The organism is Vreelandella sulfidaeris Esulfide1, from assembly GCF_054072535.1.
In genome coordinates, this window is record NZ_CM133364.1 from 2231586 (window position 1) to 2254326 (window position 22741).

The following is a 22741-nucleotide window of genomic DNA, read 5'->3' on the forward strand; positions in this document are numbered from 1 at the left end:
AAAGTATTGTTGTTGTAGTCAAATGCGTGGCAGACCAGTATTACTGGGAGATTTTTTCAACCACCGTTGAGGGCTGCACTACATCCCCGGTATCGTTACCCCAAGCATTACGTGTATAGGTGACCACAGCGGCTATCTCAACAGGGTTTAAGGTGTTACGGAAAGCAGGCATTGCTGCACCTGACACGCCATTTATGACCTTATCAAGGTGCCAATCCAGGTCGCTGAGTAACTGTTCGTTATTTGCTAACGCCGGAAATGCAGGTGGCGCCCCCTGGCCTTCGCTCTGATGGCAAGAAGAACAAATCGTTTGGTAAATCAACTGGCCCTCTTCCACTAAATCTCCCATTTCCCATGTCTTATCAACACCCATTGCCTCTTCTGCAGCTGCCTCTTTCCGCTCCGCTAGCCAGCCATCAAACTCCTCTTCTTCCATCGCATGCACCACAATCGGCATAAAACCATGGTCAAGGCCACAGAGCTCAGCGCACTGCCCACGATAAATACCTGGCTCATTAATCTTTACCCAGTTTTCATTAATAAAGCCTGGAATAGTATCTTGCTTGACCGCTAGGTCCGGCACCCACCAGGAATGGATAACGTCGTCAGATGTCATGAGAAAGCGTACTTTGCGGTTAATGGGGAGGACGAGCGGCTTATCAACTTCTAATAAATAGTGCTCTCCGCGCTCCTCTTCGCCTCTCAATTGCGTTCTTGGCGTACTCATGCTCGAAGTAAACCCCACATCCTCACCAAGGTATTCGTAGTGCCAGCGCCATTGCTGGCCGGTTATCATGACATCCAAGTCTGCGTCTGAAGAGTCGTACATATTTTTTAAAGTTGCAGTGGCGGGAACAGCCATACCGACCAGGATCAGGACAGGGATGGCAGTCCATAATACTTCCACACTGGTATGTTCATGGAAATTGGCAGCCTTTGCGCCTTTCGAATGGCGATAACGAAACAGGGAGTAGAACATTACCCCAAAGACCACTACGCCAATCACGACACATATCCAAAAAATGGTCATGTGCAGACCAAAAATATCGCTGCTTATATCCGTTACACCAACGGTCATATTCCAGCCGTTCGCCTGAGCCTGCGACCCGCCTACAGCAAGGGATATGGCTATTAGCCACGACCATGAACGCATAGAAACCTCCAGTATTATTGTTGTTATTACTCTTCGTTAGATTAGGACAGGGTTAAGTGAGATATTAGCAGTATAGAAAATATGTGCCATTCGTCACGCTTTGCTTATTTAACGCTCTCAACGCTTTTCAGCGGGCAGCGAAAATAGCCAGAAAAAAGAGCAGCGAAACAAATAACAGCGTAATCACTACGCCAACAGCAATGAAGGCAGCTGGCCTGTTACTACTAAAATCTTTTTCCCGCTGTTGGTTGCTCTGAACGCCCAGTAGCGCTGCTAACACTGACTTCACCACCGACCACATAAAACCTCCAAGTGAATGTCGCTTTCACATGCCTTTAGGCCTGCAAGGTTATCCTACTACTATCATAGACATACCCAATCAGTGCGTCAGGTCAAGAGAAAAGATCTTAACGTTTACAGCTAAGGAAATGACCACCTATAGTTTCTCGGTATGCGATACTAAGCTTTTCCTAAGTAAATAGCGTCCCCCTATGGAGTGCCCATGTTCAAGCGCCGCTCAATGCTACCAGCCAAAACTTTATTGATTGCTTTTCCCCTGCTATTAGCTGGGTGTACTACATACACATGGCCGGACGGCTCACAGGAAACCGTCATTGGCGTTGTACCCGAGGAAGAAAATCAACGCTTCGAAGAACAACAAGTTGAAGGCGTACGCTACCGCATTCCCGATGAAATTCCCGAAAAACGCAGCGAGTAAGAGCCGGTAGCACAGCGATAATTGTCACACTTTCCGCTTGGTATGCGCGGTTGGGGGTGACGTAAGCGGATCCTCTGGCCAAGGATGCTTAGGGTAACGGCCTCGCATTTCCTTGCGTACCTCAGGGTAGCCATTTCGCCAAAAGCTGACCAGATCTTGGGTGATTTGTAGTGGCCTACGCGCCGGTGAAAGTAAATGAATCATCACGGCAACGGTACCATTAACAATGGTGGGCGTTATTCGCCAGCCAAACGCTTCCTGAAGTTTCAATGCTAAAATAGGCGGTTGCCGGGAAAGGCATGGCAGGTAATCCAAGCCAACATATTTGCCACTTGGAACCTCAATCGTCACTGGGGTTAGCCGCTCAAATTCCCTTTGAGCCTCCCAGGGCAGCGTATTAATCAAGTAGCTTTCTAATGGCAATCCCTCGATTTGGCTCAACCGAGCTACACCGACTAAGTACGGTGCTAGCCAGGCCTCTAGCGAAGCTAATAACGACTGTTCAGACCAATCGGGCCATACCTCACCCAATTTTTCGCGTAGCAGCGCCATACGTCCACACAACTGCTGAAGTTTTACGCCGAATAACCTGCTGGGCTGCTGACGCAATGCGTCCAGTAAGGCCTGTTTCACTGCCTTTTCAGGCAGCTGCGTCAAGGGCCGTTTAGCAATTATTAGGCTAGCATGCGCTTGTACCTCTTCACCTATTAAACGGCCTTGATCTTGCGACCACGCTACACGCGACTGCCATTGCCTAATTCCAGGATAGAGAGAAAGCAGTGAAGCAATGAGGAGCGGCTCGCCAGCGGTAATTCGCGCATCGTCATAAGCCGTGCTATTTAATGCGACGGCCACTATATAAGGCTGATGAGCCAGCGTATCGTTTAAAGCAAGCGTAGCGGTTTTGCCATTAGCCAGTCGAAACTTCCCGGGGCTTATCTGCTGACCAATACGCTCAGGATAGACCATTGCCAAAAGCGACCCAAGCGGCTCTAGCACTGCCTCACTCAGTGATACCCCGGCTTTTTTCGTCAGCCTAAGCGCCTCACGTCGCCAATTAGGGAAGCGTTTAGGCTGGCAAAGCCGTTCTGCTAATGCCTCTTGCAGAGAAGAGTCGATGCTGTCACGGCTCTCTAGCAATGCTGCTAGCCCGCAGGCTAAGGGCAAAGTATTCAAGTCGGCCGCCTTCTCCAGCATGACGGCTAGCCTTGGCTCCACAGGCCACTGCGCACAGCGGCGACCCAGGGGAGTGAGACGATGATCCTCATCGAGTACACCAAGCTGTATCAGTAATGCTTGGCCACTACGCCAGGCGCCCTCTGGTGGAGACGTAACCCAACTCAGCTTCTGCGGCGATGTTACGCCCCAGCACGCTAGCTCATGCACCACTGATGAGAGGTCCGCTTGCCGAATTTCTGGCTCAATGTAAGGTACAAGTACCTGCTCCTGGGGCCAAAGCCTAAAACAGATGCCCTTGCCTTGTCGTCCTGCACGCCCCCGTCGCTGGTCAGCACTGGCGCGATTGATACGTCGAGTTGTCAAGCGGGTCAAGCCGGTGCGTGGCTGAAAAAGTGGCACTCGTTCCAAGCCACCATCAATTACCACATTAATACCATCTACGGTGATACTCGATTCGGTGATAGCGGTGGAAACAATAATACGCTGCTGTGGTGTGTTCGCTGCCAAAGCCGCTTGCTGTTCAGTAATACTCATTCTGCCATGCAGTGCCCGTATCGCGAGATGGGGCAAGGCCTGCTGCAACGTTTGCACTAAGCGATTGATCTCGGCCACGCCTGGCAAGATGACTAGGATATCCCGTGTGATAGAACTTGCTAGCGCTTCATTGATCACTCGAAGAGCATGGCTAACGCTCTCTTCGCCGCTCAAGGGAGGACGGTAAATGGTCGCCACAGGATACTGACGACCATGACATTCGATGACGGACACCTGTTCTCCTAGAACCTGCCTAAGGGCCGCGACATCCAGCGTTGCCGACATGACCAGCAGGCGTAAATCGTCGCGAATACTGGTTTGTACATCCAATGCCAGCGCCAAGCCTAAGTCAGCTTCCACGCTACGCTCATGAAACTCGTCAAAGATGATCCCGGCCACGCCCTCCAGTAGCGGGTCATCCTGCAGCATGCGAGTAAGGACTCCTTGGGTTACGACTTCTAAGCGGGTTTGAGAACTCACACAGCTATCACCGCGCATGCGGTAGCCCACCGTTTGCCCTACGCGTTCGCCTAACTGCTGCGCTATAAAATTAGCTGCTAAGCGAGCTGCAACGCGCCGGGGTTCCAGCAAAAGCAGTTTCTGCCCTCTTGCCCAATCAGCAGTTAGCAGCACAAGCGGCACGCGGGTAGTCTTCCCCGCTCCCGGCTGGGCAACGAGCATAAGACGATTACTGTTGGTTAAAACGCTCTTAATATGATCAAGATGCTGATCAATCGGTAAGACACTCATTAGGGGTTCATTTTTCCGCTCTGCGAGCATTTACACTAACCCGGTTGACCCCGCAGCCTTTTAAAATGACGTGCTCAAGAAATGCCGAAATTGATTCAAGGTCATCTTCGCTCAACGCATCCCGCCCTAGAATACCGCTTACCTGAGCGCTATATTCGGTGTAGTGCTGGGTGGCAGACCAAATCAAGAAAATTAACCACCTGGGGTCGACGTCATCCATTTTACCCTGGATAGACCATTGACGAATGATCGCGGCGCGAGCAGCTACCCAATCACGCAGCTCGCCAGCCAGATAGTCACTCAAGAAGGGGGCACCCGCTAAAATTTCGGCGGCAAACAGCTTTGAACCCTCGGGGTAGCGTTGACCAAGCACCATTTTAGTGCGAATAAAGTCACTCAGTACCGTCGCTGGGTCACTATCAACAGTAATGTCTTCAAGCACCTCATTCCAGCGGTGCATCATGCGGTTAAGCAGCCGCCCATAAAGTGCTTGCTTGCTTCCCATGTAGTACAAAATATTAGCTTTAGGAAGACCGGCCCGATCGGCGATCACTTGCAAGCTAGCCCCGCGGTAGCCGTGCTGCGAGAACACCTGCTCAGCGGCCGCTAAAATACTTGCTTCAATTCTTTCCCGGTTTGGGGTTTCTTGAGTGACAGGTACGGCGGTCATTAACAGTGTCCCTTAATAGAATCGGTGGTTAGGCAATTGCCCCAAACAGTGGCATTTCCCATAAGCTTGCCCCACTCCCGTGCAGCGATCAAATACTTGCAAGGTACGGCGTTTTGTCCCAAGCTCAACCCACATTGACCGATCGGTCAGCACAATACGGTCTATACAATTACAATGGAGTTCGGCATGGCAACGATTGCGTTCCTGCTCAATGGTATTCCCCAGAGGTGTGAGGTTTCACCAGACACGAGCATTTTAACCTTATTACGCGAGCATTTGGCCGAAACAGGCACGAAAGAAGGTTGTGCCTCAGGTGACTGTGGTGCCTGTACTGTCGCAATTGGTGAGTTAGCAGCTGACATTCAAGGGTTTGCTAGCGCCAACGCTTGTATTACGCCTGCCCCCCAACTTCAGGGCAAGCATCTGGTGACCGTTGAAGGGTTAGCCAAAGAGGGGCAGCTTCACCCAGCTCAGGAAGCAATGATCGAGTGCCATGGTAGCCAGTGCGGTTTTTGTACGCCGGGTATTGTTATGTCGCTTTTCACTCTGCATGACGAGCTTACCCAGCGTCCTGCTCCGTTGACCCCAGAACGCCTTGAAGCAACCTTGGGGGGCAACTTGTGCCGCTGCACAGGTTATCGTCCTATTCGGGAGGCGGCGCTGCGTATGAATGATCTGCCTTTCGAGCGCCCCCAGTGGTACGACGCGGCGTTAACAGAAGCTGAGTGTCTACCTTCATTAACAGCGGCAACCGACGCCAGCTCGTTTTTTGCCCAGCCGCAGTCTCTGGTGGAACTAACACAGCTGCGCCAAGCAGCCCCTCAGGCGCGTCTTGTGGCTGGCGGCACAGACCTTTGGCTGGAAAGCACTCAGCGCTTGGCCCAGCTTGATCAGTTAATTGACATTTCACGTGTTGCCGAGCTGTTAACGGTCGAAGAGGCCACATTAGAACGTCAAGCCGGCTGGTGGATAGGCGCTGGAGTCACTTACACCAAGCTTGAACCGCTCTTCAACAAGCATTTCCCCACCTTTGCTCACCTTCTGCATCGCCTCGGCTCCCAGCAAATTCGAAACCGTGGAACGATGGGGGGCAATATTGCAAATGCCTCTCCCATTGGCGATACGCCGCCTGTGCTACTTGTCTTAGGCGCCTATGTAGAGCTTGCCAACACTTATGGTAATCGTTGCATAGCGCTTGAAGACTTCTTTCTGGATTATAAAAAGACCGCGTTGGCGGCTGATGAAGTTATTTCGCGAATCTTTATTCCCCAGGCGCCTAAAGACAGCCAACTACGTATTTGGAAGCTATCCAAGCGTCGAGAAGATGATATTTCTGCGGTACTTGGTGCCTTTAGTTACCGTGTTGAGCAGGGTGTTTTGCACGATGTACGGATCGCTTTTGGCGGCATGGCAGCAATACCCAAACGCGCGCAAGCTGCCGAAAAAGCGCTCGAAGGTAGCAACATTTCTGTAGAAGCTTTTCGTGCCGCCCAGCAGGCACTGGAGGTTGATTTCCAGCCGATGAGTGATGTGCGAGGTAGCCAGCAATATCGTCAACAGGCTGCCAAAAACTTGCTTGAACGCCTCTACCTTTCTCTTTTAACGCCCGACCAAGAGGTGATGCTCCATGCGTACGCTCACTAAACTGGATGGCGATAGCAGCCGTGCTCGCCAAGAGCTTCACGATCATATTCAAGGGTCTGGTCCCTTGGCTCGACATACGGTCGATAGCACTGGGCAACGCCAAGCGGGTAGCTCAAGTTTTCACGAGAGCGCCGAAAAACATGTGACAGGCAAAGCCGCTTATATTGACGACTTAGTACTGCCCGCCGATGCCTTGCATGTAGCATTAGGCCTATCGCCAGTCGCCCATGGCACCTTGACGCAGCTTGATCTCAGCAAGGTAAAAGAGGCACCTGGCGTGCTCGATGCGATTACCTTCCATGACGTACCGGGGCATACCGATATTGGTCCGGTGTTTCCAGGCGATCCCATTTTTGTCGATCAAGAGATAAGCTACGCAGGGCAATGTCTCTTTGCTGTGGCGGCAACATCGCTGCAGGCAGCTCGCCGCGCGGTAAGATTAGCGGCTATCAGTATAGATGAGCAGCCTGCAAGCCTAGACCCGGTGGCTGCGACAGAGCGCGAAGAGTTTGTACGCCCCACTCATGTTCAAACCCGTGGTGATTGGCAACAGGCGCTGGCTCAAGCGGAGCAGATAATAGAGGGTGAGCTATTTATCGGCGGGCAAGAGCACTTCTATCTGGAAGGCCAGGCGTGCGTGGTTCATCCTACCGAGGATGAAGGCGTTATCGTCCATACCTCTAACCAACACCCGAGCGAAACGCAAAAGCTAGTGGCAGAAGTGCTGGATATCCCTTTTCACGCTGTGACCGTAGAAGTGCGCCGCATGGGGGGCGGGTTTGGAGGCAAAGAGACGCAGGCGTCTCCGTGGGCCTGCATTGCCGCGATCATAGCGCGCCGCACGGGGAAATCGATTAGCTTGCGCCTACCGCGCAGCGAAGATATGCGCGCTACGGGCAAGCGCCATCCTTTTCATAACCGCTATCGACTCGCCATTGATGCCGAGGGCGTTATTCAAGGTGGAGAAATTACCGTCATCGGTGACTGCGGCTACTCGCCGGATCTCTCCGACGCTATCGTTGATCGCGCTATGTTCCACGCCGACAACGCCTACTCGCTGGGGGATGCTCAGGTAGTCGGTCATCGAGCCAAAACCCATACCGCTTCTAATACCGCCTTCCGGGGCTTTGGTGGGCCCCAAGGGATGATGATCATCGAAGCGGCCATGGATGACATTGCCCGTCAGATTGGTGAAGACCCGCTGACTGTGCGTAAACGCAACTTCTACCGCGATGGCCGCGAGGTGACTCACTACGGGCAGCAGGTCGACCAGCGGCAACTCCTGCATACACTTGTTGCAACACTCGAAAACGACAGCGATTACTGGGCGCGGCGGAAAGCGATCAGTGACTTCAACGCCGCTAGCCCTGTTATTAAGAAAGGATTGGCGCTTACCCCGGTTAAATTTGGCATCTCGTTTACCGCTCAACACCTTAATCAGGCAGGCGCCCTTTTGCATGTTTATACCGATGGCAGCGTGATGATTAATCACGGCGGTACCGAGATGGGACAAGGCCTGCATACCAAAATTTGTCAGGTCGTAGCCCGTGAGCTGGGGCTGGATCTAAATAAGGTACGTATTACCGCGACGCGAACCGACAAAGTCCCCAACACTTCCCCTACCGCTGCCTCGAGTGGTGCTGATTTAAACGGTATGGCAGCACGCGACGCAGCCAGCAAACTACGTGAACGTCTCTTTGACTTTGCTGCAGAGCATTTTACTGAGGGATTGGATCGTGAAGGCATGCGCCTGGAGGATGGCATGTTGGTAGCCGGGCTTGGTGAGAGTGAGCGACGCGTTCCTTGGGGTGAACTAGTCCAAACAGCCTATCTCAATCGTATCTCGCTATCGGAGAAAGGCTTCTACGCCACACCTTTGATTCATTATGACCGCTCGGTCGGTCAAGGCCGTCCCTTCTACTACTATGCGTTTGGCGCGGCAGTGACGGAGGTAAGCGTGGATACATTGAGCGGGGAGTACCAGGTAGACCGTGTCGATATCTTGCATGACGTGGGAGATTCACTAAATCCAGCCATTGATATTGGTCAGGTGGAAGGCGGTTTTATCCAAGGTATGGGCTGGTTAACAAGCGAAGAACTCAAGTGGAATGATAAAGGCGTGCTCCTGAGTGATGGCCCAGCCACTTATAAAATCCCCACCTTTGGAGACTTACCCGCTATCTTCAATGTCTCGCTATTGGAAGGTCACCCTAACTCCATGGCGAGTCTTTACCGTTCAAAAGCGGTTGGCGAGCCACCTTTTATGCTCGGTATCAGTGTGTGGTCTGCACTACGTGACGCACTTTCAAGCCTTACCGGCTACACCGTCTCTCCCCACTTAGACACGCCTGCTACTCCTGAACGTGTCATGCTGGCAGCTAATACGATCAGGGAGAAAGCGCTGTGAGTATTTCGCCAGCTTCGGAAGCCTGGCATTCAGCGCTGCATCGCCTACAGCGCGATGGCACGCCGCACGTATTAGCCACTCAGGTGACCAGCGCAGGCTCCACTCCTCGCGAGCCTGGCGCACGCATGGTGATCACCGACGATGCGATTTTCGACACATTGGGGGGCGGTACTTTTGAGTGGCAAACCATTGCCGCAGCACGCGAGCGCTTAGCAGCGCAGCGCTATGGACTGAGTTTAGAAGCCTTCTCACTGGGAGGGCGAAGCGGCCAGTGTTGTGGCGGCTTCGTGAATATACTGCTCGAGGCATTTCCAGGTGTAGAGGCGCATCTGGCGATATTTGGTGCAGGTCATGTGGGGCAGGAGATTGTAAAGCTAAGTGCTGCACTTCCATGGCAATTGCATTGGTACGACAGCCGTAGCGATGCGTTTGATGAGAATTATCGGCAGCAGGCACGTCTTGCTTGCCACTCCCTCTCCAATACAAGCCAATGTGTCGCAGCTTTGCCTGTTAGCGCACATGCGTTGGTTATGACCCATAACCATGAAGAAGACTACATGCTAATCAAAGCGTTGATTGAGCGCGATGACCTTGCGTCGATTGGACTGATTGGTTCTGCCAGCAAATGGGCTAGCTTTGAAGGACGCCTTAAACGCGATGGTTACCCCACCGATCAAATTGCGCGGGTGCGAAGCCCCATCGGCCTGATCCACGCCACTAAGCTCAATAATAAAACGCCCTATGCGATTGCTTTAACGGTGGTGACCGAACTGCTGTGGCTAACGGACACACCCTCTTATCGAGAAAATCGCGGGCTTGATTCCAAAGCACTGCGAGCACTCTTTACTAACGCTCCGACGACCACGAGTTGATATGAATTCTACCAATGATACGTTTATTCGTGCCGAACTAATTAGTTTCGCCCGAGACCCAGGGGATGGCGATAAGCCTGAACCGGGTAGTTTAGAGCATTACGGCGACGGATTGCTTTGGCTGAAAGGCCAGCATATTCATGCCATCGGCCATTTCGCCGAACTCTCACCTTCACTACCCAAAGGTGCTGACGTTCTCAATTATCGTGACAAACTTATTATGCCGGGGTTTATCGATACCCACGTACACTATGTTCAGTTAGACATTATGGCTTCCTATGGACGTCAACTATTGGACTGGCTAAACGATTACACTTTCCCTGAAGAGTGTCGCTTTGCCGACCATGCCCACGCCGAAACGCTATCCAATGCCTTTTTGGATGAAATGTTGCGAGCAGGTACAACCACCGCTCAAGTATTTGGTTCCAGCCACCCAGGTGCCATGGACGCCTTTTTCAACGCTTGTCAAAAGCGGCGTTTGCGTATGTTGGCCGGCAAGGTATTGATGGATCGCAACGCACCAGATGCGTTACTAGACGGAGCGACGGGCATTGCCGATAGCGAGCGACTCATTGAGGATTGGCACGGCAATGGCCGTCTGGGCTACAGCCTAACCCCTAGATTTGCGCCCACCTCGACCAAAAAGCAAATGGACGCCGCTGGTGCTCTTCTACGCAATGACCCAACACTTTGGCTCCAAACGCACTTGGCTGAAAATAGCGGTGAGCTGGACTGGGTAGCTGATCTGTTTCCCGGTAGTCGTGACTACTTGGCCGTTTATGAAGAGGCAGGTTTAGTCGGCCCCCGCAGTACCTTCGCACATGGCATCCATCTTGATAACGGCATGCGCAAACGCTTGGCGGATCGAGGCGCCAATATTGCCTTTTGCCCTAGCTCTAATCTTTTCCTGGGCAGCGGCTTATTTGACCGAGAAGCGGCCAAACAGACCGGCATGGCATTTACCTTTGCCAGCGATATCGGCGCAGGTACCGACTTATCGGGCTTCGGAACGCTTAAAGCAGCGTACCAAGTGGGCCAGCTAAACGGACAACCTCTCACCGCATGGCAAGGCTTTTACGGTTTAACCATGGGTAATGCAAAGGCTCTCTCTCTGGATAGCCATATTGGCCAGCTAGCCCCTTCTCTTGAGGCTGATTTCGTAGTGATCGACCCACAGGCAACGTCGTTATTAGCTCGGCGTATCAACCGTTGTGCAACGCTTGGAGAGCGCCTGTTCGCATTAATGATGCTCGCTGATGATCGCGCGATTTATGAAACTTGGTCAGGCGGGCAATGCCAACATCGTAGAGATACCATCTAATCACAGTTTACCGGTGGCAGCTTCAGCTCGCGATGGCTGGTGCCACCGCAGGTCGAGATGGCCACGTCGCTGCGCTCCTCGCCATGACATTTAGTCAGCCACAGCAAACGGCTCTCCACCTATCATCACGCTTTCACATGTCATCGCGAGCGAAGCGCAGCGATCTCGGGGTGGCTGGCCACCGCAGTACGAGATGGCCGCGTCGCTGCGCTCCTCGCCATGACAGAGGAAGGAGGTATGGTCGTGCTTTTCTTCCAGGCAACAAAAAACCCAGCCGGGTGGCTGGGTTCTTCGTTGAATAAGTGCCTGACGATGACCTACTCTCGCATGGGGAGACCCCACACTACCATCGGCGCTAAGCGGTTTCACTGCTGAGTTCGGCAAGGGATCAGGTGGTTCACGCTCGCTATGGTCGTCAGGCGTAACTGGCTATGTACATCATGCTGACTAGCGTTTGCTATCTTGTGATCGTCTCATCGCCTGCCGCCCTGGCTTTACTTTTCCTGGGCCACACGCTGCGTATCCGGTGTTGTTAATGTCTCGTTATCACTACGACCAGACCCCTTGGGTGTTATAGGGTCAAGCCTCACGGGCCATTAGTACACGTTAGCTCAACGCCTTGCAGCGCTTCCACACCGTGCCTATCAACCAGCTGGTCTCGCTGGGCCCTTCAGGAGGCTCTAGGCCTCAGGGATGTCTCATCTTGAAGGGGGCTTCCCGCTTAGATGCTTTCAGCGGTTATCCCGTCCGACCATAGCTACCCGGCAATGCCACTGGCGTGACAACCGGAACACCAGAGGGTCGTCCACTCCGGTCCTCTCGTACTAGGAGCAGCCCTTCTCAAACATCCAACGCCCACGGCAGATAGGGACCGAACTGTCTCACGACGTTCTAAACCCAGCTCGCGTACCACTTTAAATGGCGAACAGCCATACCCTTGGGACCGACTTCAGCCCCAGGATGTGATGAGCCGACATCGAGGTGCCAAACACCGCCGTCGATGTGAACTCTTGGGCGGTATCAGCCTGTTATCCCCGGAGTACCTTTTATCCGTTGAGCGATGGCCCTTCCATACAGAACCACCGGATCACTAGAACCTGCTTTCGCACCTGCTCGACGTGTCTGTCTCGCAGTCAAGCACCCTTATGCTCTTGCACTCAATGCACGATGTCCGACCGTGCTGAGGGTACCTTCGTGCTCCTCCGTTACTCTTTAGGAGGAGACCGCCCCAGTCAAACTACCCACCACACACTGTCCTCGATCCGGATAACGGACCTGAGTGAGAACGCCAATGATGCCAGGCTGGTATTTCAAGGTTGGCTCCCTTCGAACTGGCGTCCGAAGTTCAAAGCCTCCCAGCTATCCTACACAGGCAACATCAGCGTCCAGTGTGAAGCTATAGTAAAGGTTCACGGGGTCTTTCCGTCTAGCCGCGGGTACACCGCATCTTCACGGCGATTTCAATTTCACTGAGTCTCGGGTGGAGACAGCGTGGCCATCATTACGCCATTCGTGCAGGTCGGAACTTACCCGACAAGGAATTTCGCTACCTTAGGACCGTTATAGTTACGGCCGCCGTTTACCGGGGCTTCAATCAAGAGCTTCGCCTTACGGCTAACACCATCATTTAACCTTCCGGCACCGGGCAGGCGTCACACCCTATACGTCCGCTTGCGCGTTAGCAGAGTGCTGTGTTTTTAATAAACAGTTGCAGCCACCTGGTATCTTCGACCGGTTCGGGCTTAGAGAGCAAGTCTCATCACCCTACGCCGGCGTGCCTTCTCCCGAAGTTACGGCACCATTTTGCCTAGTTCCTTCACCCGAGTTCTCTCAAGCGCCTTGGGATTCTCACCCTGACCACCTGTGTCGGTTTGGGGTACGGTCGCACATGATCTGAAGCTTAGAGGCTTTTCCTGGAAGCGTGGCATCAGTGACTTCCTGACCGTGGTCAGTTCGTTTCGCATCTCGGCTTTAAGATCCCGGATTTGCCTAAGATCTCGGCCTACATGCTTTCACCAGGACAACCAACGCCTGGCTCACCTAGCCTTCTTCGTCCCCCCATCGCAACCATGTCCGGTACGGGAATATTGACCCGTTTCCCATCGACTACGCCTTTCGGCCTCGCCTTAGGGGCCGACTCACTCTGCTCCGATTAGCGTCGAACAGAAACCCTTGGTCTTCCGGCGAGGGAGTTTTTCACTCCCTTTATCGTTACTCATGTCAGCATTCGCACTCGTGATACCTCCAGCGAACTTCTCAATTCACCTTCATTGGCTTACACGACGCTCCTCTACCGCTCACACCTAAGTGTGAACCCGTAGCTTCGGTACCTGGTTTAGCCCCGTTACATCTTCCGCGCAGGCCGACTCGACTAGTGAGCTATTACGCTTTCTTTAAAGGATGGCTGCTTCTAAGCCAACCTCCTAGCTGTCTGAGCCTTCCCACATCGTTTCCCACTTAACCAGGATTTCGGGACCTTAGCTGACGGTCTGGGTTGTTTCCCTTTTCACGACGGACGTTAGCACCCGCCGTGTGTCTCCCACGCGTTACTCACCGGTATTCGGAGTTTGCCTCGGGTTGGTAAGTCGGGATGACCCCCTAGCCGAAACAGTGCTCTACCCCCGGCGGTACTACATGAGGCGCTACCTAAATAGCTTTCGAGGAGAACCAGCTATCTCCGAGCTTGATTAGCCTTTCACTCCGATCCACAAGTCATCCAAATCTTTTTCAACAGATCCTGGTTCGGGCCTCCAATTGATGTTACTCAATCTTCACCCTGCTCATGGATAGATCGCTCGGTTTCGGGTCTATATCCAGCGACTGTGTCGCCCAGTTAAGACTCGGTTTCCCTACGGCTCCCCTATACGGTTAACCTCGCCACTGAATATAAGTCGCTGACCCATTATACAAAAGGTACGCAGTCACAGAACAAGTCTGCTCCTACTGCTTGTACGCACACGGTTTCAGGATCTATTTCACTCCCCTCTCCGGGGTTCTTTTCGCCTTTCCCTCACGGTACTGGTTCACTATCGGTCAGCCAGGAGTATTTAGCCTTGGAGGATGGTCCCCCCGTCTTCAGTCAAGGTTTCTCGTGCCCCGACCTACTCGATTTCACATGATCAGATTTTCGACTACGGGGCTATCACCCGCTACGGCCGCGCTTCCCAACGCGTTCGCCTAATCAGTCTCATGCTTAAGGGCTGGTCCCCGTTCGCTCGCCGCTACTAGGGGAATCTCGGTTGATTTCTTTTCCTCAGGGTACTTAGATGTTTCAGTTCCCCTGGTTCGCCTCGTACATCTATGTATTCAATGCACGATACTCATCTTATGATGAGTGGGTTTCCCCATTCAGAGATGTCCGGGTCACAGGTTGTTGCCACCTCACCGAACCTTATCGCAGGCTACCACGTCTTTCATCGCCTCTGGCTGCCTAGGCATCCACCGTGTGCGCTTCATTGCTTGACCCTATAACCCGAAGGAGTCTGGACTCGCAATGATAACGTTTCATTTGCCGGATACGCTTGAGACGTATCACAATTTAAGACCACTTCTTGCGAAGTGTTCTTGTCAGCATGATATACATTGTTAAAGAGCAGCTGTTCAATGAACAGTGATAAGGCGACGCTTAGCGTACGACTTATCAATGGTCACGAAACATCAACAAACGGCATGTAAGATAAGGACTTAATGGTGGAGCCAAGCGGGATCGAACCGCTGACCTCCTGCGTGCAAGGCAGGCGCTCTCCCAGCTGAGCTATGGCCCCATTAATACATAACTTTTCCGGGAAATTTTATTCAGAACAAGATATTTTATGGCGACACATAGCCTGCTATGCGAGTCATAAAATAACGCAGTGCTGGATAAAATTTGGTGGGTCTGGGCAGACTTGAACTGCCGACCTCACCCTTATCAGGGGTGCGCTCTAACCAACTGAGCTACAGACCCGGGTATTCCGCTGCCAGTTTGAACTAATCACTCAAACACAGCCGAAAAACTACCGTTTGCTCTATGATCTGATCAGGTAATTCATTGTGGACGCTTACTGACTGTGACGCATCGTTTAAGGAGGTGATCCAGCCGCAGGTTCCCCTACGGCTACCTTGTTACGACTTCACCCCAGTCATGAACCACACCGTGGTGATCGCCCTCTTGCGTTAGGCTAACCACTTCTGGTGCAGTCCACTCCCATGGTGTGACGGGCGGTGTGTACAAGGCCCGGGAACGTATTCACCGTGACATTCTGATTCACGATTACTAGCGATTCCGACTTCACGGAGTCGAGTTGCAGACTCCGATCCGGACTGAGACCGGCTTTAAGGGATTCGCTGACTCTCGCGAGCTCGCAGCCCTTTGTACCGGCCATTGTAGCACGTGTGTAGCCCTACCCGTAAGGGCCATGATGACTTGACGTCGTCCCCACCTTCCTCCGGTTTGTCACCGGCAGTCTCCTTAGAGTTCCCGACATTACTCGCTGGCAAATAAGGACAAGGGTTGCGCTCGTTACGGGACTTAACCCAACATTTCACAACACGAGCTGACGACAGCCATGCAGCACCTGTCTCTGCGTTCCCGAAGGCACCCCGGAATCTCTTCCGGGTTCGCAGGATGTCAAGGGTAGGTAAGGTTCTTCGCGTTGCATCGAATTAAACCACATGCTCCACCGCTTGTGCGGGCCCCCGTCAATTCATTTGAGTTTTAACCTTGCGGCCGTACTCCCCAGGCGGTCGACTTATCGCGTTAACTTCGCCACAAAGTGCGCTAGGCACCCAACGGCTGGTCGACATCGTTTACGGCGTGGACTACCAGGGTATCTAATCCTGTTTGCTACCCACGCTTTCGCACCTCAGTGTCAGTGTCAGTCCAGAAGGCCGCCTTCGCCACTGGTATTCCTCCCGATCTCTACGCATTTCACCGCTACACCGGGAATTCTACCTTCCTCTCCTGCACTCTAGCCTGACAGTTCCGGATGCCGTTCCCAGGTTGAGCCCGGGGCTTTCACAACCGGCTTATCAAGCCACCTACGCGCGCTTTACGCCCAGTAATTCCGATTAACGCTTGCACCCTCCGTATTACCGCGGCTGCTGGCACGGAGTTAGCCGGTGCTTCTTCTGCGAGTGATGTCTTTCCTGATGGGTATTAACCACCAGGCGTTCTTCCTCGCTGAAAGTGCTTTACAACCCGAGGGCCTTCTTCACACACGCGGCATGGCTGGATCAGGGTTGCCCCCATTGTCCAATATTCCCCACTGCTGCCTCCCGTAGGAGTTCGGGCCGTGTCTCAGTCCCGATGTGGCTGATCATCCTCTCAGACCAGCTACGGATCGTTGCCTTGGTGAGCCATTACCTCACCAACTAGCTAATCCGACATAGGCTCATCCAATAGCGGGAGCCGAAGCCCCCTTTCTCCCGTAGGACGTATGCGGTATTAGCCTGGGTTTCCCCAGGTTATCCCCCACTACCAGGCAGATTCCTATGCATTACTCACCCGTCCGCCGCTCGTCAGCATCCCGAAGGACCTGTTACCGCTCGACTTGCATGTGTTAGGCCTGCCGCCAGCGTTCAATCTGAGCCATGATCAAACTCTTCAGTTTAAAATCATTGTGATTCTTACTCGTCACTCGAAAGTGACAAAAGCGAATCAAACTTGGCTCAAGGTTCAAACGAATTCATTCAAACTTACGTTCTCATGACCGCTTGCCTTGACATTTGGTGATTTGTCACCAACGTCAGCAAGCGCCCACATGAATTACCTGATCAAATTGTTAAAGAGCTGGTCGTTGAGGCTGTGCCCCGTTGACGTGTGCGTATACTACCCGATTTACCAATAAGGTCAATAGCGATTTGGAGATTCATCAGCAAAAGTCATTAAAGACGAAGGTTCCTCAGAAGCAGACCATAAAACAACCCAGGACTTGATCCAGGACAAAACGACTAATTTCTTCTCCCATAAGCTTATAGATAGCGGCCGTTGACGCTTTACTTCATCAGAACCGAGACGCCGGTTGTAAAAGCAAGGGAGAAAAATCATGACCACAAAAGCTATATTATTACCTACTTTGGCGATGAGCAGTTTTTTAACAGCGAGTTTAGCCATGGCTGATGATGGGCTGGAAAATTACCGTGACCGCTTCGAAGCGCTGCCTTACTTACCGCCTATACCAGCCGATAACTCGTTAACAGAGGAGAAGGTCGAACTTGGTAATATGCTGTTTTTTGAACCGCGTATATCTTCTAGCGGCGTTATCAGCTGCGCCACCTGCCATAACCCAGCACTGGGCTGGGCCGACCGGATTCCACGTGCAGTGGGCCATGATGGACAAGTGGGTGAACGCAATACACCGACTGTATTAAACAGTGGCTTCTTAGGCTCACAATTTTGGGATGGTCGCGCGCCTGATTTAGAAGCCCAAGCACTGGGGCCTATTGAAGCACCAGTAGAAATGGCCATGGACCTAGACAAGGCACTAGAACGGTTAGTAGGTTTCGAGCTTTATCAGCAAAAATTCAGCGAGGCCTATCCTAGTCAAGAAGATCCCATTACTGATGATAACTTAGCGCATGCACTAGCCGCATTCCAACGCACACTCAACACTCCCAACTCACCATTTGATCGTTACCTACACGGCGATCAAGAAGCGATAAGCGAGCAAGCCAAAGATGGCATGGTAGCGTTTGTTGATAACGGCTGTATCGCTTGCCATCGGGGAGCAAATTTTACCGACAGCCAATTCCACGCGATACAAGTGCCGGGATCAACCGATTTAGGCCGCTATGTTGTTACGGAAGAAGAAAGCGACAAGTATCGCTTCAGAACCCCCACGCTACGTAATGTGGCGGTAACCTATCCGTACATGAATAACGGTGCCACCGAAACGCTGGAAGAGGCTGTCGCCATCATGGGACAGGAAATGTTGGGGCGCGAGTTCGATGATGGCACGATTAGTGATATCACCGCATTTCTGCATACATTAACCGGCGAAATGCCTGACTTTGAAGTACCTGCCCTGCCTTAAACCACTCCCTAGCTTCAGCTAAGCAGCCGCCTGGCCATCATCGCCAGGCGGCTAAACGTTATACTTCAGCCAACCGAGCTAACAGCTCTTCGCGTCGCTCCTGGGTAGCAAAAGCTTCCTCAATAGCATTACGCGTTAACTGACGAAATATCGTCTGATCCCATCCAAATGCCTCTGCACAAGCGATGTGATTAGTCAGCATGCCACCACCAAAATAGGCGGGATCATCTGAGCTAATCGTTACTTTTAGCCCTTCAGCCAAGAGTTTGGGAAGAGGATGGTCTCGCAGTTCTTCTACTACTTTTAAACTGACATTAGAGAGCGGGCAAACCGTTAGAACAACCTGTTCACTGCGCAAGCGCTTCACCACTTCATCACTTTCCAAGCAGCGCACCCCATGATCTATGCGCTGCACACCAAGGACATCCAGAGCCTCTGTAATATACTCGGCGGGCCCCTCTTCACCCGCATGCGCCAAGCGAACAAGCCCAAGTTGCTTGGCGCGCTCGAATACATCAATAAACGCTGCAGGAGGATTATTCTGCTCAGCGCTGTCTAAACCAATGGCATCCAGCATTTTCCAATAAGGGGCCGCTTGTTCAAGCACCTGCAATGCCTCCTCTGCGGGACGATCGCGCAAAAAAGCCATAATCATGCCGATGGAAAGATCCAGTGTGTCCTCTGCCTCTTGCTTGGCTTTTAATAGCCCAGCCATTATTACTTCAAGCGGCACTCCACGCTGCAGGTGTGCCTGGGGGTCAAAGTGCATGTCGATATGTACAACGCCTTCACCCCGGGCGCGCTTGAAGTAGTCCATCGCCAGGTCGTAAAAGTCCTCTTCATTACGAAGCACATTCATGCCTTGGAAATAGAGATTCAGGAACCCTTGCAGATCACTAAAATGGTAAGCATCTTTAGCTTCTTGCACCGTGGCATAGGGCAATTCAACGCCATTACGCTGCGCCAAAGAAAACATTAATTCTGGCTCAAGCGAGCCTTCGATATGTAAATGGAGCTCTACTTTAGGAAGGTCGCGTAAAAAATCGTGCATTGAGGGCCCCTTGTTGTCGTATCAATTAAACAATGTCACTCACTAATGATTAGTTAAGCAGGCATTGGCTAAGTTTACCGGCATCAAGGTGCCAGTGGTACTCGACCCCAGGCAATAGATTGAGTGAGTTAGCTTGATGAACAAAATAGATAGCCGTTCTATTAACCAACCATTGGTCCAAAGAAGCTGCAATATGCTTCGCCGTCGCAGCGTCAACACCCGCAAACGGCTCGTCAAGAAACACCACCTGAGGATTCCGTAACATTAAGCGCGCGAGCGCCAACCGCCTGGCTTGCCCGCCGGAAAGCTGCTGACCCTTCTCTCCCACCGCTGTTGCTAAGCCTTGCGGTAGTTGCTGAACCCAACCGTCCAGCACAACAGCACCAAGCACCTCCCAGAGTGCTGCATCGCTAGCGGATGGATTGGCTACACGCAGGTTCTCGGCTAACGAAGTATCAAACAGGTCTACTTGTTGGGTCAGCATTGCAAAATGGTGGGCACGGCTTTCGGATGACAGCTGCCAGGGGAGCTCACCACCTATCGTTACTTCACCCTGCGTAGCTTTTAAGCGCCCCATCAACACACTGGCTAAGGAAGATTTACCAGCACCGGAATTGCCGGTAATAACCGCTCGCTTACCGGCTGGTAGGTGAAAATCGACGTTACTTAGCGCTGGCTGCAATGTCTGCGCATAATGCAAAGAGAGGTGATTAGTACGGATAGCCAAGCCTGCTTCTTCTGAAAGCGTCGCCGTTGGATGTACCGGCTTGGAATCACTGGTTAATTGATTTAACCGCCGAACAGCCGCGTAGCTCGCACCAAGCTTCATAAAACTGGCAGGTAGCGCAATGAACATCTCATTCACCCCCAGTGCGATCAATACGGCCATCACTACAATCGGAGCTGTTACCAGTTGCTGGGTAAACGCCAAGCTAGCAAGCCACAGCACGGCCACTACCATCAAACCGCTAACGGCACTCACCAAGCTGTTTATCAACGCCGCCTTGCGCCCTAAGCGGCGTTGATTAATGTACGCTTGCTGCTCATGGCCAGCAATAATTTCACGGTGCCACTGCGCGCTTTGATAACTCATTAACTCAGCGGCAGCCTGAACTTGGTCGACGACTAGGTGACGCAGAGACTGTTGGTCAACGACCTGCTGGTAGCTTTGAGAGAATCCCCACGAAGCGGCGAACAACGTCACTACTAACCAGAGCAGCCCTAGCGTCCCTGCCATCAACACGGCAACACTGGGCAACCAAATAGCCACAAAAAGCGATACCGTCATAATGCCAAGCAGTGCTACAAATGGCGGCACCAAAATACGCAAATAAAAATTATCCAGGGTGTCGATATCAGCCGTTAAGCGACTCAGCCAATCACTGGCACGCTCACCGTGCAAGCGAGCATCATCCAATTGCGTTAAATAGCCAAATACACGATAGCGTAAGTCAGCCAGCAGCGTTAAGACCGTATTATGGTTGTAAAGCCGCTCAATATAACGCGCAACGGTACGCGTCAAGGCAAAAAAACGAATACCGCCACCGGGCACATAAACATCTAAATGCGCGGCAATACCCAGTGTTAAGGCAATACCGGTTAATGCACTGGCGGTAATAAACCAGCCCGATAGTCCTAGCAGGGCAAGCCCAGCCATTTGGGTAATCCAAATGAGAAAAGCGCCCACTAAAAAACGCCTGCGCCGCTGTATTAGAAGCAACAGCCAAGGGCGAAAGTCGCGGAAAATAGCAATCAAGCGAGCACCTCTACCAACTCATCCCTTTCAAAAGAAAAATGGCGTTGCGCAGCAGCTATAACAGCAGGATGGTGGGTAGCAATTACCAGGGTGCGCCCCTCTTGGGCAAGCTTAAGTAAAGCTGACATCACAAACTGCTCAGTGTCTTGATCCAGGCTGGCGGTAGGCTCATCCAATAACACCAGCGGTGCATTGCTAAGGTACACACGTGCGAGTGCAAGGCGCTGGGCCTGGCCGCCCGACAAGCCAACCCCTCTCTCACCGATTAAGGTATCAAGCCCATCAGGCAGCTGTTTCAAGAAAGGTCCAAAGCCTGCCCGGTACAGCGCAGCTTCCATTTGCTCATGGGACGCTTGTGGTGCTGCTAAGCGCAGGTTATCAATCAAACTGCCGTGTAAAAGACAGGGTTGCTGATCTAACCAAGCATACTGGTAGTTTTCTTGTAGACGATATATGCCGGAACTAGGCGCGAGAAAACCTGCCAGTAACGCCAGCAGGGTCGACTTTCCACTACCGGAGGCTCCGCTAATCGCCACTACTTCACCCTTTTTTATCGTCAGGTCGATAGGACCGATTACTTGCCCTCGGACAGGATAACTAACGCAAGTAGCCGTTAATTCAATGACCGAGGTACTCAATAGCGGAGCCACAGCGGCATGCCTGCTAACTAAAGCTGGTTCATTGAGCACATTAACCACGCTCTCAGCAGCGCCCAGTGCCGCTGCACGGTCATGATAGTGCTGAGAAAGCGTACGCAAGGGTTGGAAAAATTCAGGCGCCAGCAATAATACTGCCAGGCCCGAAAAAAGTGTCAGAGATGATGAAGGACCGTACTCGATATACCCCAGCAGGCCAAAACCAACATACATGGCCACTACCGCAATGGCTACGGAGGCAAAAAACTCCAGCACCGCCGAGGAAAGAAACGCTAGGCGCAAAGTGCGCATACTAAGACGTCGGTAATCATCAGTGGCGTACCAGACATCTTGTTGCGCGGCTGAGGTTCGGCCAAATAACTGCAGTGTTGTCATACCACGCACACGATCTATGAAATGAGCTGACAACCTCGATACGGCAACAAACTGATCGTGATTAAGACGCTCAGCTCCCATCCCTACCAGCGCCATAAAAATCGGAATAAGCGGTGCAGAAAGTAGTAAAAACAGTGCCACCAGATAATCCAGCCAACCCGCCACCACCAATATCAGCAGCGGCAAACACAGTGCGATCCGCAATTGGGGATAAAACCGGGAAAAATACCCTTCCAGCGCATCAATATGTTCAACTGCCTGGTTGGCTAGGGAGCCGCTGTGCTGACCGGTTAGCCAAACAGGGCCTAAGGCGGACAGCTTACTTAATAATTGCGATCTGGCATGCTGCCGAATACGTAGGCTTGCTTCCAGGCCCAGTATTTCATGCCCCCACTGAAAGGCAGCGCGTAACAAAACGCTACCTACCAGCAGAGCGAATACAGGAAATAAGGCTGTGGGAGAACGATCATGTACTGCTATCTGATCAATAAGCCACGCCAGGCCAACTACCATGACAATCGTTTGGCTACCTGCCAACACGCCACATAGCGATGAACCAAACAGGTAATGGCGCTCTCCTTTAGCCAATGTTTTTAGCCAACGGCGTGGCGTTAGAGAGAGCGCATGCTCAGTTCCCATGTG

13 protein-coding genes, 2 tRNA genes and 3 rRNA genes are annotated in these 22741 nt (G+C 52.3%); 6 read left to right on the top strand and 12 right to left on the bottom strand.

Annotation, left to right across the window (positions count from 1 at the left end; translation table 11 throughout):
- Positions 1–40: 40 nt before the first annotated feature.
- Together coxB and ACW44H_RS10465 are read right to left on the bottom strand one after the other, a co-directional pair.
- Entirely contained in the window at positions 41–1153 is a 1113-nt protein-coding gene (coxB, locus tag ACW44H_RS10460) for a cytochrome c oxidase subunit II (RefSeq protein ID WP_457504408.1), read from the bottom strand.
- Positions 1154–1280: 127 nt separating this feature from the next.
- Complete coding sequence (locus ACW44H_RS10465; protein ID WP_113270725.1) at positions 1281–1454, bottom strand: DUF2970 domain-containing protein; 174 nt, start codon at positions 1452–1454, stop codon at positions 1281–1283.
- A 201-nt stretch (positions 1455–1655) separates the two neighbouring features.
- Between ACW44H_RS10465 and ACW44H_RS10470 the strand changes: the two genes are divergently transcribed.
- Positions 1656–1871, top strand: coding sequence for a hypothetical protein (locus tag ACW44H_RS10470; RefSeq protein ID WP_457504410.1), 216 nt, complete (start codon positions 1656–1658; stop codon positions 1869–1871).
- Between the two features lie 24 nt (positions 1872–1895).
- Here the strand turns inward: ACW44H_RS10470 and hrpB are convergent, their stop codons facing one another.
- Both hrpB and ACW44H_RS10480 read right to left on the bottom strand, forming a co-directional pair.
- Complete coding sequence (gene hrpB / locus ACW44H_RS10475) at positions 1896–4334, bottom strand: ATP-dependent helicase HrpB (RefSeq protein ID WP_457504411.1); 2439 nt, start codon at positions 4332–4334, stop codon at positions 1896–1898.
- A 7-nt stretch (positions 4335–4341) separates the two neighbouring features.
- Positions 4342–5004: a TetR family transcriptional regulator C-terminal domain-containing protein gene (locus ACW44H_RS10480; protein ID WP_457504413.1), complete on the bottom strand. Its 663-nt coding sequence runs from the start codon at positions 5002–5004 to the stop codon at positions 4342–4344.
- A 186-nt stretch (positions 5005–5190) separates the two neighbouring features.
- Between ACW44H_RS10480 and xdhA the strand changes: the two genes are divergently transcribed.
- Genes xdhA through guaD form a run of 4 tightly spaced genes read left to right on the top strand, consistent with a single transcriptional unit; the run spans position 5191 to position 11248 of the window.
- Positions 5191–6648, top strand: a complete 1458-nt coding sequence (xdhA, locus tag ACW44H_RS10485) for a xanthine dehydrogenase small subunit (RefSeq protein ID WP_457504414.1) — start codon at positions 5191–5193, stop codon at positions 6646–6648.
- Complete coding sequence (xdhB, locus tag ACW44H_RS10490) at positions 6632–9055, top strand: xanthine dehydrogenase molybdopterin binding subunit (protein WP_457504415.1); 2424 nt, start codon at positions 6632–6634, stop codon at positions 9053–9055. Before xdhA ends, xdhB begins: the two co-directional genes overlap by 17 nt.
- Positions 9052–9927, top strand: a complete 876-nt coding sequence (xdhC, locus tag ACW44H_RS10495) for a xanthine dehydrogenase accessory protein XdhC (protein WP_457504416.1) — start codon at positions 9052–9054, stop codon at positions 9925–9927. Before xdhB ends, xdhC begins: the two co-directional genes overlap by 4 nt.
- A 1-nt stretch (position 9928) precedes the next feature.
- Complete coding sequence (gene guaD, locus ACW44H_RS10500; RefSeq protein ID WP_457504418.1) at positions 9929–11248, top strand: guanine deaminase; 1320 nt, start codon at positions 9929–9931, stop codon at positions 11246–11248.
- A gap of 304 nt (positions 11249–11552) precedes the next feature.
- Here guaD and rrf read toward each other — a convergent pair.
- The 5 genes from rrf to ACW44H_RS10525 form a co-directional block, all read right to left on the bottom strand.
- Positions 11553–11668, bottom strand: a 5S ribosomal RNA gene (gene rrf / locus ACW44H_RS10505).
- 155 nt (positions 11669–11823) lie between these two features.
- Positions 11824–14713, bottom strand: a 23S ribosomal RNA gene (locus ACW44H_RS10510).
- Positions 14714–14936: 223 nt separating this feature from the next.
- Positions 14937–15012: transfer RNA gene (locus ACW44H_RS10515), tRNA-Ala, on the bottom strand.
- Between the two features lie 105 nt (positions 15013–15117).
- Positions 15118–15194 (bottom strand) — tRNA-Ile (locus tag ACW44H_RS10520).
- Positions 15195–15310: 116 nt separating this feature from the next.
- Positions 15311–16839: ribosomal RNA gene (locus ACW44H_RS10525) — 16S ribosomal RNA — on the bottom strand.
- The 16S, 23S and 5S rRNA genes sit together here with 2 tRNA genes alongside, the layout of an rRNA operon.
- Positions 16840–17274: 435 nt before the next feature.
- On the opposite strand from ACW44H_RS10525, the gene ACW44H_RS10530 reads away from it, so the two are divergent.
- Positions 17275–18261, top strand: coding sequence for a cytochrome-c peroxidase (locus ACW44H_RS10530; protein ID WP_457504419.1), 987 nt, complete (start codon positions 17275–17277; stop codon positions 18259–18261).
- A 58-nt stretch (positions 18262–18319) separates the two neighbouring features.
- Here ACW44H_RS10530 and ACW44H_RS10535 read toward each other — a convergent pair whose 3' ends face one another.
- The 3 genes from ACW44H_RS10535 to cydD are packed head-to-tail and all read right to left on the bottom strand — an operon-like array spanning position 18320 to position 22738.
- The gene (locus ACW44H_RS10535) at positions 18320–19312 is read right to left on the bottom strand and encodes an adenosine deaminase (RefSeq protein ID WP_457504420.1); all 993 of its coding nucleotides are present in this window, start codon (positions 19310–19312) and stop codon (positions 18320–18322) included.
- 49 nt (positions 19313–19361) lie between these two features.
- The gene (cydC, locus tag ACW44H_RS10540; protein WP_457504422.1) at positions 19362–21068 is read right to left on the bottom strand and encodes a thiol reductant ABC exporter subunit CydC; all 1707 of its coding nucleotides are present in this window, start codon (positions 21066–21068) and stop codon (positions 19362–19364) included.
- Positions 21065–22738, bottom strand: a complete 1674-nt coding sequence (gene cydD / locus ACW44H_RS10545; protein WP_457504423.1) for a thiol reductant ABC exporter subunit CydD — start codon at positions 22736–22738, stop codon at positions 21065–21067. The genes cydC and cydD overlap by 4 nt, the downstream gene beginning before the upstream one ends.
- Between the last annotated feature and the right edge of the window lie 3 nt (positions 22739–22741).